This window comes from Saccharospirillum salsuginis (genome assembly GCF_014651855.1).
GTDB lineage: Bacteria > Pseudomonadota > Gammaproteobacteria > Pseudomonadales > Natronospirillaceae > Saccharospirillum > Saccharospirillum salsuginis.
Map to the genome: position 1 here is coordinate 117,337 of NZ_BMXR01000004.1, position 12,255 is coordinate 129,591.

The window sequence follows — 12,255 nt, forward strand, 5'->3', positions numbered from 1 at the left end:
ATGTCCGAAGTGCGCCAGGTGTTGGTAACACCGATTTTCTCCAACAACCCCATTGCACTGCAGATCCTGGGGATCTGCTCCGCTCTGGCGGTCACCACCAGCATGAACGTGACCATCGTCATGTGCATCGCCCTGACCGCGGTCACGGCGTTTTCAAACCTGTTCATCTCCATCATCCGCAACCAGATCCCGGGCAACATCCGGATCATCGTGCAGATGACCATCATCGCGTCCCTGGTGATCGTGGTGGATCAGATTCTCAAGGCCTATGCGTTCAATATCTCCAAGCAATTGTCGGTCTTCGTCGGTCTGATCATCACCAACTGCATCGTCATGGGCCGTGCCGAGGCGTACGCCATGCAGAACCCGCCGTTCCTGAGTTTCATGGACGGCGTCGGCAATGGCCTGGGGTACAGCGTGGTATTGCTGTTCGTCGCTTTCGTACGTGAACTCCTCGGTTCCGGCAGCCTGTTCGGCTTCGAATTGCTGGCCACGGTCAACAACGGTGGCTGGTACGTACCGAACGGTCTGTTGCTGCTGCCGCCGAGCGCCTTCTTCATCATTGGCGGCTTCATCTGGATCCTGAGAACCGTTTACAAGGATCAGGTCGAGGAGAATGAATACACCATGAAAGCACACGTCAAGAAGGAGGCGCTGTAATGGAAGCCGCATTGAGCCTCTTTGTACGGGCTGTCTTTGTCGAAAACATGGCGCTGGCCTTCTTCCTGGGTATGTGTACTTTTCTGGCACTGTCCAAGAAGGTGTCGGCGGCGATTGGTTTGGGTATCGCGGTGATCGTGGTTCAGGCCGTTACCGTACCGGTCAACAACCTGCTGCTTAACTATGTTCTGCGCGAAGGCGCCCTGGCCTGGGCCGGCTTTCCCGAAGCCGACCTGAGTTTCCTGGGGTACTTGAGCTACATCGGCGTGATCGCCGCCATTGTCCAGATCCTGGAAATGGTGCTCGATAAGTACTTCCCGGCGCTGTACAACGCCCTGGGTGTCTTCCTGCCACTGATTACCGTGAATTGCGCCATTCTGGGGGCATCCCTGTTCATGGTTGAGCGTGATTACACCTTCGGTCAGTCCGTTGTGTACGGCATCGGTGCCGGCGTCGGCTGGGCTTTGGCCATCGTCGCGCTCGCGGGTATTCGTGAAAAGCTCAAATACAGTGACGTGCCGGCCGGCCTGCGTGGTCTGGGCATCACCTTCATCACGGTGGGGCTCATGTCGCTCGGTTTCATGTCGTTTTCCGGCGTTTCCCTGTAACCGGTAAGGATTGAACAGATGTCTACAGAAATCATACTCGGTGTCGTGATGTTCACCCTCATCGTGTTGGCACTGGTCGCCGTCATTCTGTCGGCCCGGTCCAAGCTGGTGAACAGCGGCGACGTACAAATCGAAATCAACGAAGAACCCGACAAAGCCATCACCACGGCGGCGGGCAGCAAGTTGCTGGGTACCCTGGCCAATGAGGGGATCTTCCTGTCGTCCGCCTGTGGTGGTGGCGGTACCTGCGCCCAGTGCAAGTGCAAGGTTCTGGATGGCGGCGGTGCCGCCTTGCCGACCGAGGAAAGCCACTTCACCAAGGGTGAGTTGCGCGAAGGCTGGCGTCTGGCGTGCCAGGTAGCCGTTAAGCAAAACATGAAGATCGAAGTCGATCCGGAATTCTTCGGCGTCAAGCGCTGGGAATGCACGGTCGAGTCCAACCCGAACGTGGCGACCTTCATCAAGGAACTGACCCTGAAATTGCCGGAAGGCGAAAATGTCGATTTCCGGGCCGGTGGCTATGTCCAGCTGGAAGCGCCGCCGCACGAAGTCCATTTCAAGGATTTCGATATCGAAGAGCGTTTCCACCCGGACTGGGACAAGTTCAACATCTGGCAGTACAGCTCCAAGGTCGATGAGACCGTGGTGCGGGCCTATTCGATGGCGAACTACCCGGAAGAGCGGGGCATCGTCAAATTCAACATCCGCATCGCCACACCTCCGCCGGGAACCAATCATCCGCCGGGTCAGATGTCGTCCTATGTATTCGCGCTGAAGCCGGGCGATACCATTACCGTCTTCGGTCCCTTCGGTGAGTTCTTCGCCAAGGACACCGATGCCGAAATGGTCTTCATCGGTGGTGGTGCGGGTATGGCGCCGATGCGCTCGCACATCTTCGATCAGCTCAAGCGACTCAAGTCCAAGCGCAAGATCAGCTTCTGGTACGGTGCGCGAAGCTTGCGCGAGACCTTCTATTCGGAAGAGTACGACAAGCTGGCCGAAGAAAACGACAACTTCGAGTGGCACCTGGCGTTGTCCGACCCATTGCCCGAAGACAACTGGGAAGGCTACACCGGCTTTATCCACAACGTACTGTACGACAACTATCTGAAGGACCATGAGGCGCCGGAAGATGTCGAGTACTACATGTGTGGGCCACCGATGATGAACGCCGCCTGCATCAAGATGCTGGAAGATCTGGGTGTGGAGCGTGAGAACATCATGCTGGACGACTTTGGCGGCTGAGCACACTGAATGTTGTCACAATTGATCAAGCCCGTCGGCTGGGCAGGCCTGTTGGTCTGCCTGCTGGCGGGCTGTTCCTTTGTCGGTAAGCCCGAGGTTCGAACCCTGTGGGGGCAGACCATGGGCACCAGCTATTCCGTTTCAGTCGTCGCCACCGAAACGACGGCGGAACAACTGGACGGTAAGATCCGGGCCCGTCTCGGCGAAGTAAACGATGCCATGTCGACCTATTTGCCCCGCTCCGAACTGTCCCGGTTCAATGATGCGGCGGTCGGTGAGTGGGTTGAGGTTTCCGCCATCACCCATGAGGTTATCGCGGAGGCGTTGGATGTCGCACGCATCAGTGGCGGCGCCTTCGACCCGACGGTGGGTCCTCTGGTTGACCTCTGGGGTTTCGGCCCCAAACCCACAACGGATCAGGTACCGGATGCCGATGCGATTGAAGCGGCGTTAGATGCCATCGGTTGGCAAGCCATCGAGCTGCACCCGCAAGACAACCGGGTTCGCAAGACAGCCCCGCGTGAGTTGGATCTTTCCGGCATCGCTAAAGGCTTCGCGGTCGATTACGTCGCCGATCTGCTGGAAGAAGAGGGCATCGAGTCCTATCTTGTGGAGGTCGGTGGCGAACTGCGTTTCGCGGGCCGCAAACCCGGTGGCGATGCCTGGCGAATCGCGATCGAGACACCTGAATCGGGGCAGCGAAACGTCTACCGTGTACTTGAGGTCACCGAAGGGGCGATGGCCACCAGCGGTGACTACCGGAACTACTTTGAGCAGGACGGGGTCCGATATTCCCACACCTTGAGGCCCGATACCGGCTACCCCATTCGGCACAATCTGGTTTCGGTGACGGTGATTGGCGAACGCAGCGCTATGACCGACGCCTACGCGACCGCCTTTCTGGTGCTCGGAACGGACAAGGCACGCGTGCTGGCCAATGAACTGAACATGTCGGTGTATCTGATAGAGAAAACCGAGGACGGTTTTCGTTCGTTCGAATCCAAACGATTCACGACGCTGTTCGGCGCAGCGTCGAACGACGAAAACTCCGATTAACCGACCTGCGCCGATGGTCGGATTTATCAACGGGAGGTGCTTATGGCAACCTTTCTGGCCGTATTGGCCTTTATGCTCATCGTAGTCGCCGGCATGGCTGTGGGCGTCATCTTTGGCCGCAAGCCGATCAGCGGTTCCTGCGGCGGTATGGCGGCACTGGGCATGGAAACCGAATGCGACGTCTGTCGTGGCGACAAGTCTCGTTGTGAGACCGAGGTGAAGGCCGCTAAAAAAGCCGCGAAACGTCAAGCACTGGCCGATCTGGCCGTGGATGCAACCAAGCAGTAACCAAGTTCGGAGTAGATAAAACTGATGGCGGACAACCTCTATGATCTGGTAATCATCGGCAGTGGCCCGGCCGGCGAAAGCGCGGCCATGAACGCGTCCAAAGCGGGGAAGAAGGTGGCGATCATCGACATGCGCCACCAGGTGGGCGGCAACTGCACCCACCAGGGAACGATTCCCTCCAAGGCGCTGCGTCATGCGGTCCACCAGGTCATGCAATTCAATCGAAATCCGCTGTTCCGTCACATCTCCGAACAGAAATGGCTCTCTTACAGTCAGGTGCGCGAGACGGCGCAACGTGTGATCGACAGGCAGGTCGCCATGCGGGCCCGTTTTTACAGTCGAAATGGCGTCGATTTGTATTACGGAGTCGCCAGTTTCGTCGACGGTAATACCGTCAAGGTCGATCGCGGCGAAGACCAGGTCGATGTGCTGACCGGTCAGGAGTTCATCCTGGCCACGGGCTCTCGTCCCTACCGTCCGCCCGAAATTGACTTCAGCCATCCGCGTATTTTCGACAGCGACACCATTTTGAATACACCCGAAACGCCGCGCCATCTGGTGATTTACGGCGCCGGGGTTATTGGCAGCGAGTACGCCTCCATTTTCAATGGCCTGGGCTGCAAGATCGACCTGATCAACCCGGGGGCTCGCCTGCTGGCCTTCATGGACGATGAGATCTCGGATGCGCTCAGTTACCACCTGCGGGGCAACGGCGTTCTGGTTCGTCACAATGAAGAATTCGATAAGGTGGAAGGGTTTGACGACCACATCGTCCTGACCCTGAAGTCCGGCAAGAAAATCAAGGCCGATGCGTTCATGTGGGCCAACGGCCGCACCGGCAATACCGACAAGCTCAACCTCGACGCGGTCGGCCTGACGGCGAACGGGCGTGGCCAGCTCGAAGTCGACAAGCAATATCGTACCTCGGTGCCCAACATTCACGCGGTCGGTGACGTCATCGGTTGGCCCAGCCTGGCCAGTGCGGCCTACGACCAGGGTCGAAGCGCCTCCGGCGTGATTCTGGAAAACGATACCTTTCGCTACATCAACGATGTCCCGACCGGTATTTACACCATTCCCGAAATTTCGTCCGTCGGTCAGACCGAGCGTGAACTCACGGCGGCCAAGGTGCCCTATGAAGTCGGCAAGGCCTACTTCAAGGACACGGCCCGGGCCCAGATCACCGGCGAGGATGTCGGCGTGTTGAAATTGCTGTTTCACCGCGAAACCCTGGAATTGCTGGGGATTCACTGTTTCGGTGACCAGGCGGCCGAGATTCTTCACATTGGCCAGGCGATCATGGCGCAGAAGAACGGCGGCAATACCATTCGGTACTTCCTGGAGCACACCTTCAACTACCCGACCATGGCCGAAGCCTATCGGGTCGCAGCCCTGAACGGCCTGAACCGCATCTTCTAGTAGGGTGGGCATTGCCCACCATTAATTGGGCCACGATCAATACCTTTGACAAAAAGTCGGATGATGGCCTCCAGCCAAATCCGACTTGTACTCAATACACCCGCTTCTTCTCCTGCCGATACCGATGCACTCGAATCGACGGCAACCAGGGCTCTTCCTCCAGCTTATTGTCACTGCGCACCAACCGCTGTCGCTCGTTCGGCGGCGTGGCCGGTGGTACCGAAAAATCGGGCAGTTCGTTGACCCCCTGGCTCGGAAACAACAACGGCAGGGACACGTTCATCGACTTGCGGCGGCCGTCCGCGAACACCAGATTGGCCCTTAATACCGGCGCCTGGCGTTGAACCCGCGCTAGCGGCTCGTTGTCGGGCAGGGCGGACAGGCGCTCCATCTGGATTCGAATGTGAGCCGATTCGGTATTGAGCTGGGTGAGCCGGTCCCAGGCCTCCTGTTTGGTGATGCGCTGGATCGAACGGCCACTGGTGTACCAGCTTAAACCCACCCGGTCGGGCCGTTTGACCACCAGCGGCATGTGCCGAAACACCTGTTTCAGATGCAGGCGCGAGAGGCCTTCCCGGCTCATGGCTTCGTTGAGCCCCTGATAGCGGCGCGCCAACTGACCCTGAATTTCCCGCCAGCGGACCGAATCTTCCTCCTTCATCGCGTGCACCACTTTTCGGAACTGGTCTTTCGCCATGTTCACTTCGGCGGCCAGGGTGATTTGTTCCCGGTTCAGCGCGATCAACCCGGGATAGATCCGGGTTTCCCGGCCGTCCTGATCTTCCTGGTACCACAGGTCGAGCAGGAGGTCTTCCAGGTCCGGCGCCCGCACCGATCCGGCCCAGGGGGCGATCCAGTGCGCGCTGTCGTATTGGTCCACCGACCGGGCGAAGGCCGAGATCGACCGGCGCATGCGTTCGAAATGATCGAAGAGTTTCTTGTCCGTAATCATTTATACCGTTATCTATCCGGATTTGTATGCAGGATAATCGATTCGGAGGTGGGTTGAAAGGTATCAGTGGAGTAGGGAGAGGGAGGTGTCGCGCACGGCGTGCGTTCCTACAGTATTAATCGGCAGGCGTTCTCACCTTGTAGGAGCGCACGCCGTGCGCGAAAAAAAGCAGTGGCGCTAACCACTGCCTTTCATGGACATCAGGGCAGAGAACCCATCAAGCCAGATGCGACTTGATCAACTCTTCCATCTTCACCTGGTCTTCGATGAACTTGCGAATGCCTTCGGCCAGCTTTTCGGTGGCCATGGCATTGTTGTTCATCCCGAGGCGGAAGTCGTTCTCGCTGATCGGCTCGGCCTGGTGACCCAGAGCGTCTGGCGCGTGCAATACGCGCTTCAGTTCGCCGTTGTCCTGGCTCAGCTCTTCCAGCAGGGCGGGGCTGATGGTTAAGCGATCGCAGCCGGCCAGTGCTTCGATTTCACCGGCGTTACGGAAGCTGGCGCCCATGACGATGGTTTTGTAGCCATGGGACTTGTAATGGTCGTAGATCGCGCGAACGCTGACCACGCCCGGATCGTCCTCGGCGGTGTATTCCTTGCCGGTGTCTTTCTTGTACCAGTCGAGGATACGACCGACGAACGGAGAGATCAGGGTGGCTCCGGCATCGGCACAGGCCTGGGCCTGTTCCATGCCGAACAACAACGTCATGTTGCAGTTGATGCCTTCCTGCTGCAGCACCTTGGCGGCCTGGATGCCTTCCCAGGTGCTGGCGATCTTGATCAGGATGCGGTCGCGACTCCAGCCGTCGGCTTCGTACAGTTCGATCAGACGACGCGCCTTGGCCAGTGTGGCTTCGGTGTTGAACGACAGGCGAGCGTCGACTTCGGTGGAGACGTAGCCGGGCACTTCTTGTAGGATTTCCGCGCCGATGGCGGTCAGCAGGCGATCGATGCCATCATCGAAGTGTTCCGCCGCCTTCATGCTGCGGTGAATCAGGTCATCGTAGTGATTTCCCTGAATGGCCTTCAACACCAGGGAGGGGTTCGTGGTCGCATCCTGTGGCTTGTATTTTTTAATGGCTTCGAGTTCACCGGTATCGGCGACGATGACGGTGTACTCTTTCAATTGATCAAGTTTGCTCATCTCGACTCTCTGTAATCTGACCGATAGGTCAATTATGGTGACTTTTTCATCGGTTGTCACTGCGGGAGCTCCGACAAGGGAGGCTGCCCAACAACGTCGATGACGGTGAAAAGGTTGGTTCAGGCCGTCATCGGCTCTGTTTCCAGTAAACGCACCCGCGCGAGAGCTTCTCTGACCAGATCGGGGCTGGCCCCGGCCTTGTGCATGCCCTCGCTCAGGACACGACGAAACTGGCGGGCGCCCGGTTGACCCTGGAACAGACCCAGAGTATGGCGCGCGAGGTATTTCAACGGCGTACCCTCAGCTGTTTTCGCCTCGATCCAGGCCAGATAGGCCTCGACCAGTTCACCCTGGCTCGCCAGAGGGGCTTCGCTGTCGTAGTAGGTCGGGTCGACGTCCTGAAGAATCAACGGGTTCTGGTAGGCTTCGCGACCCAGCATGACGCCGTCCAGCCCGTCGCGCAGCAGCGCAAGGCAAGCGTCGTGGGACTTCAAACCGCCATTGATGACGATGTTCAGGTGCGGGAAATCGGTTTTCAGGCGTTTGACGCGATCGTAATCAAGCGGCGGTATCTCGCGGTTTTCCTTCGGGCTGAGCCCTTGCAGGATCGCCTTTCGGGCGTGAACGATGTAGGTCCGGCAGCCGGATTCTGCCGTGGTGCCGACAAAGTCGCGCATGAACTCATAGCTGTCGAAGTCGTCGATGCCGATGCGGTGTTTGATGGTCACCGGTATCCCGGATGCGTCCCGCATGGCTTTGAGGCCATCGCCGACCAACTGCGCATGGCCCATCAGAATCGCGCCGATCATGCCGTTCTGGACCCGATCCGACGGGCAACCGGCGTTCAGGTTGACTTCGTCGTAGCCCCAGTCTTCGGCCATGGTGGCGCACTGGGCCAATTCCGCAGCGTCGGACCCACCGAGCTGCAAGGCAATCGGATGCTCGCTGGGGTCATACCGCAGGAAGCGGGCCCGGTCACCGTGTATCAGGGCGCCGGTGGTCACCATTTCCGTATAGAGCAGGGCCTTGTGCGTCAACAGCCGGTGGAACTGGCGACACTCGCTGGTGGTCCAGTCCATCATCGGGGCGACGCTGAAACGATGGGGGTAACTCAAAAAAGGCTCCGCGGGTTTGTTCGTTGAAAACCGGATCAAACGGTAAAAAGGGCCTCTTGGGAGACCCGGCGGACAGTATAATTTATTTTCGAGTCAAATTATAACCAGTTCGAGACCGCGAAGTAACCCAGCGACGCCATAACGAGGGTATAGGGGAGGGCCATCCAGACCATGCGGCCGTAGGACAGCCGCACCAGCGGTGCGATCGCGCTGGTCAGCAGAAAGAGGAAGGCCGCCTGGCCGTTGGGTGTGGCCACCGACGGCAGGTTGGTGCCGGTATTGATGGCGACGGTCAGCAAATCAAAGTGGTCGCGGCTGATGGTACCGGCTTCCAGAGCCGTCTTGACCTCGTTGATATAGACGGTGGCCACGAACACGTTGTCGCTGATGGCCGACAGAACCCCGTTGGCGACGAAGAACATCCCGGGCTGGATGGATTCGGGCAAGGACAGAACCCAGGCGATGATGGGGGTGAACAGGTGTTGGCTGTGAATGACCCCGACGATGGTGAAAAACACAACCAACAGGGCTGTGAAGGGCAGGGCTTCTTCGAACGCTTTGCCGATATTGTGTTCATCGGTGATGCCGTTGAACGCGGTCAACAGTACGATCACACTCAAGCCGATCAAGCCGACTTCCGCCAGATGCAGGGCCAGACCCAGGATCAGCCAGACCGCGACGATAGCCTGGACAACCAGTTTGGCGACGTCCTTGCGGGTCCGTTTGCTGTGCTGGTGGGCTTCGAAGTCGGTCAGGATGCCGCGTACGGATTCGGGCAACTGGTCGCCATAGCCAAACCACTTCAGCTTTTCCAGTAATACGCAGGTTGTAAAGCCGGCGAACAGCACGGGAATCGTGACCGGTGCCATGCGCAGGAAGAATTCCTTGAAGTCCCAGCCGGCGATGTGGGCGATCAGCAGGTTCTGGGGTTCACCGACCAGGGTGCAGACACCGCCCAGGGCTGTCCCGACGGCACCGTGCATCAACAAAGAGCGCAGGAAGCCGCGAAAGGCATCCAAGTCTTCCCGGTGCAGGTCCTCGACGGAGTCGTCCTCGCTGTGATCGTGGCCCTTATGGTGGAAATGCTTGCCGGAGGCGACCTTGTGATAGACGGAATAGAAGCCGACCGCCACGCTGATCAGAACGGCGGTTACGGTGAGGGCGTCGAGAAAGGCCGAAAGGAAAGCCGCGGCCATGCTGAACATCAGTGACAGCAGGATCTTGGAACGGATATTCAGCAACAGTTTGGTGAATGTGAACAGCAGCAGGTCCTTCATGAAATAAATGCCGGCGACCATGAAGATCAGCAACAGCAGGACGGGCAGGTTGGTCGCCACCTCGTGGTACACCACCTCGGGATTGGTCAGGCCGATGGCGACGGACTCGATGGCCAGCAGGCCACCCGGTTGCAACGGGTAGCATTTCAGGGCCATGGCCAGGGTGAAGATGAATTCACCGATCAGCAGCCAGCCGACCACCAGGGGGCCCTGCTCGCCGAGGGCGAACATCAGAATCGGGTTCATGATCAGGAAGGCGACAATGACTTTCTTGTACCAGGCGGGGCTGTGGCCGAGAAAGTTATAGACAAAGGACTGGGGTAGCGTTGTGTTCATGCTGTGCTCTTGGGTTCAAAATGAAAGCGGTGCGGTCACATCCGGTCGGGCTGGGTGGGATGTGCCGTGTCGGCAATCGACTGTCCAAAAACAGGAAGGGTTGTCCCGGGCGGGGCAACGGCGGATGCGCAGACGCTCTGACTTCCTGGTTCAGGACACCGGACTGGCGACGGAGTCCCGAAACAGAGTGAAGGGCTGTATCGGGAGCTCTCGAATGGCGCGCTCAAACTACTGATTTTCAACTTTTTTTCAAGTGAAATGTCCGATTTCCTGAAAGAAACCGACTTTTCGCAATAAACCAAGGGCGCTTGTTTCAGGTGAAACATGCACTTTCCGTCCTAAATATGTGCTTTTATTAACAAAAAGAGTGTGAAACACTGATGAATTGGGTGCATGGGCGGTATACTCAGCTCGAAGTGGGCGAGGCCGGCCTGTCAGAAACGAATGAAAGGCCAGGTCTTCGTCATAGCAATACAGAGGCCCCAGGATGAGTACAGCGACTTCAAAGGAAGCCATAAAAACCGAGCTGGAAGCGACCTTGCAGCAGGCCCAGTCCGCCTTGGAATCGTTCAGCGACGACACGGCCGATCTGTCCCAGCTCGAGCAGGCGCAGGATTTGATTGGCCAGACACGCGGCATTTTTCAGGTGCTCGAAGAACCGGGTGCGGTGTCTTTGTGTGATGAATTCAACGCCCTGATCAACGCCATACCCACCGGCGAAAGCGGAGACAGCGATCAGGTTCGCCCCAAACTCGATGCCATCAGTCAGGGTTTGGTGGTTTTGAACCGGTATCTGGAATTCCTCAGTCTGGGCCGTAAGGCGATTCCGGCCGTACTGCTGCCGACGATGAACAACGTTCGCAAGGCGCGCGGTGTATCCGGTCTCGGTGAGGGACACTTTTTCCAGTTTTCGTTCAAGCCGGGTAAACCACCCACGAAAAAGCCATTTCAGTTTTCGAACGATGTGGTGATCCAGTTGAAAAAGTTCCGCCATATGTATCAGGCGGGCTTGCTGCATCTGATTCGGGGTGAACGCACGGCCGGCGCCTTCCGGTATATGGGGCTGGCGCTGAATCGTATCGATCAACTGTTGGCCAACGCACCCTGTGCCCCGCTGTGGTGGGTGGCTTCCGGGGCGCTGGAGTCGATGGCGCAACGCGGCGCCAACATGACCGGGCCGCGCAAGCTGCTGTTCGCCCATCTCGACCGGCACCTGAAAGACCTGATTCGAGGCGCCCCGAAATCCCTGGAGCGCCCGCCATCGCTGCCGTTGATGAAAGAATTCCTGTTCCTGCTGGCGCTCAACAAGTCCGACAGCCTGCGCGCCCGTCAGGTGGCCAAGTTCTATCGACTGCCGGAGTTGAGCTACACCGAAGACACCCTGGAAGAGCAGCGTCAAATGCTGTTCAGTCCCGGTCGCGGTGTTCTGTCCAGTGTTTCGGAAGCGCTGAAGGAAGACATCGCCGCGATCAAGGAGATCGTCGACCAGGCGGCGCGTCACGACGGTGGGTTCTCCGCGCGTGCGCTGCAGGAGAAAATCGCCAAGGTCGCCGATGTCTACGTCATGCTGGGGCTGCAAAGCCCCGCCAACGTACTGAAGCAGCAGGCCGCCGTTGTCGCTGACTGGGCCGATAACGCCGCCCCGACCGACGAACAACTGCTGAAGATCGCCGATGCCGTTCTTTACGCCGAGAGTGCGCTGTCCCGCGTGCTTCAGGGGCAGCGTCAACTCGAAGGCAGTGGCGACAACAAGGCGGCGCAAGCCCAGTTGCACGAAGCCCGGGTGGTGCTCATCGACGAAGCCGAGGCGGGTCTGGCGTTGGCCAAGCGGGCTATTACGGCCTATATGGACTCCCAGGGCGATAAACTGCATCTGGCCAATGTGGTGCCGACCCTGCGCGGTGTGAAGGGGGCGTTTGTCTTCCTCGACAGCATGACGGCGGCGGATCTGATCGAACGCGCCATTCGGTTCATTGAGCGTGATCTCAGCGAGTCGGGCACCATGGTCGATCCGCATCAGTTGGAAGCCTTCGCCGATGCGCTGTCCAGTCTGGAGTTCTTCCTCGAAGGGTTGCTGAACGACACGGCGAACGAGGACATCCTCAAGCTCGCCAAACACAGCCTGGCGTCCCTGTCGGTCTAGTTACGGATTCAG

General features: G+C 58.4%; 11 protein-coding genes. 7 read left to right on the forward strand and 4 right to left on the reverse strand.

Annotated features, from left to right (window positions below):
• Genes IE111_RS08920 through sthA form a run of 6 tightly spaced genes read left to right on the forward strand, consistent with a single transcriptional unit; the run spans position 1 to position 5,276 of the window.
• Positions 1-660, forward strand: a complete 660-nt coding sequence (locus IE111_RS08920) for an NADH:ubiquinone reductase (Na(+)-transporting) subunit D (RefSeq protein WP_189608216.1) — start codon at positions 1-3, stop codon at positions 658-660.
• Positions 660-1,268, forward strand: coding sequence for an NADH:ubiquinone reductase (Na(+)-transporting) subunit E (nqrE, locus tag IE111_RS08925; RefSeq protein WP_189608217.1), 609 nt, complete (start codon positions 660-662; stop codon positions 1,266-1,268). Before IE111_RS08920 ends, nqrE begins: the two co-directional genes overlap by 1 nt.
• Before the next feature lie 18 nt (positions 1,269-1,286).
• Positions 1,287-2,513 (forward strand): NADH:ubiquinone reductase (Na(+)-transporting) subunit F, encoded by a 1,227-nt coding sequence (nqrF, locus tag IE111_RS08930; protein ID WP_189608218.1) that lies wholly within the window; start codon positions 1,287-1,289, stop codon positions 2,511-2,513.
• A 9-nt stretch (positions 2,514-2,522) separates the two neighbouring features.
• Positions 2,523-3,569, forward strand: a complete 1,047-nt coding sequence (locus IE111_RS08935; RefSeq protein WP_189608219.1) for an FAD:protein FMN transferase — start codon at positions 2,523-2,525, stop codon at positions 3,567-3,569.
• 42 nt (positions 3,570-3,611) lie between these two features.
• Positions 3,612-3,857, forward strand: coding sequence for a (Na+)-NQR maturation NqrM (gene nqrM / locus IE111_RS08940; RefSeq protein ID WP_189608220.1), 246 nt, complete (start codon positions 3,612-3,614; stop codon positions 3,855-3,857).
• Positions 3,858-3,881: 24 nt separating this feature from the next.
• Positions 3,882-5,276 carry a Si-specific NAD(P)(+) transhydrogenase gene (gene sthA / locus IE111_RS08945; RefSeq protein WP_189608221.1) on the forward strand — a complete coding sequence of 465 codons (1,395 nt, stop codon included), beginning with the start codon at positions 3,882-3,884 and terminating at the stop codon, positions 5,274-5,276.
• Positions 5,277-5,367: 91 nt separating this feature from the next.
• Here the strand turns inward: sthA and IE111_RS08950 are convergent, their stop codons facing one another.
• The 4 genes from IE111_RS08950 to nhaB all read right to left on the reverse strand — a co-directional run bounded on the left by IE111_RS08950 (position 5,368) and on the right by nhaB (position 10,100).
• Positions 5,368-6,228 carry a DNA replication terminus site-binding protein gene (locus IE111_RS08950; protein ID WP_189608222.1) on the reverse strand — a complete coding sequence of 287 codons (861 nt, stop codon included), beginning with the start codon at positions 6,226-6,228 and terminating at the stop codon, positions 5,368-5,370.
• A 217-nt stretch (positions 6,229-6,445) separates the two neighbouring features.
• The gene (gene tal / locus IE111_RS08955) at positions 6,446-7,372 is read right to left on the reverse strand and encodes a transaldolase (RefSeq protein WP_189608223.1); all 927 of its coding nucleotides are present in this window, start codon (positions 7,370-7,372) and stop codon (positions 6,446-6,448) included.
• Positions 7,373-7,491: 119 nt separating this feature from the next.
• Positions 7,492-8,487 (reverse strand): tRNA dihydrouridine(20/20a) synthase DusA, encoded by a 996-nt coding sequence (gene dusA / locus IE111_RS08960; protein ID WP_268245022.1) that lies wholly within the window; start codon positions 8,485-8,487, stop codon positions 7,492-7,494.
• Between the two features lie 98 nt (positions 8,488-8,585).
• Entirely contained in the window at positions 8,586-10,100 is a 1,515-nt protein-coding gene (gene nhaB, locus IE111_RS08965) for a sodium/proton antiporter NhaB (protein ID WP_189608224.1), read from the reverse strand.
• Positions 10,101-10,587: 487 nt separating this feature from the next.
• Between nhaB and IE111_RS08970 the strand changes: the two genes are divergently transcribed.
• Complete coding sequence (locus IE111_RS08970; protein ID WP_189608225.1) at positions 10,588-12,243, forward strand: FimL-related protein; 1,656 nt, start codon at positions 10,588-10,590, stop codon at positions 12,241-12,243.
• Positions 12,244-12,255: the final 12 nt, after the last annotated feature.

Bases quoted from the DNA above. Each gene is read 5' to 3' on its own strand.
- IE111_RS08920 (WP_189608216.1), top strand. From the start codon at position 1: ATGTCCGAAGTGCGCCAGGTGTTGGTAACACCGATTTTCTCCAACAAC.
- nqrE (WP_189608217.1), top strand. From the start codon at position 660: ATGGAAGCCGCATTGAGCCTCTTTGTACGGGCTGTCTTTGTCGAAAAC.
- nqrF (WP_189608218.1), top strand. From the start codon at position 1,287: ATGTCTACAGAAATCATACTCGGTGTCGTGATGTTCACCCTCATCGTG.
- IE111_RS08935 (WP_189608219.1), top strand. From the start codon at position 2,523: ATGTTGTCACAATTGATCAAGCCCGTCGGCTGGGCAGGCCTGTTGGTC.
- nqrM (WP_189608220.1), top strand. From the start codon at position 3,612: ATGGCAACCTTTCTGGCCGTATTGGCCTTTATGCTCATCGTAGTCGCC.
- sthA (WP_189608221.1), top strand. From the start codon at position 3,882: ATGGCGGACAACCTCTATGATCTGGTAATCATCGGCAGTGGCCCGGCC.
- IE111_RS08950 (WP_189608222.1), bottom strand. From the start codon at position 6,228: ATGATTACGGACAAGAAACTCTTCGATCATTTCGAACGCATGCGCCGG.
- tal (WP_189608223.1), bottom strand. From the start codon at position 7,372: ATGAGCAAACTTGATCAATTGAAAGAGTACACCGTCATCGTCGCCGAT.
- nhaB (WP_189608224.1), bottom strand. From the start codon at position 10,100: ATGAACACAACGCTACCCCAGTCCTTTGTCTATAACTTTCTCGGCCAC.
- IE111_RS08970 (WP_189608225.1), top strand. From the start codon at position 10,588: ATGAGTACAGCGACTTCAAAGGAAGCCATAAAAACCGAGCTGGAAGCG.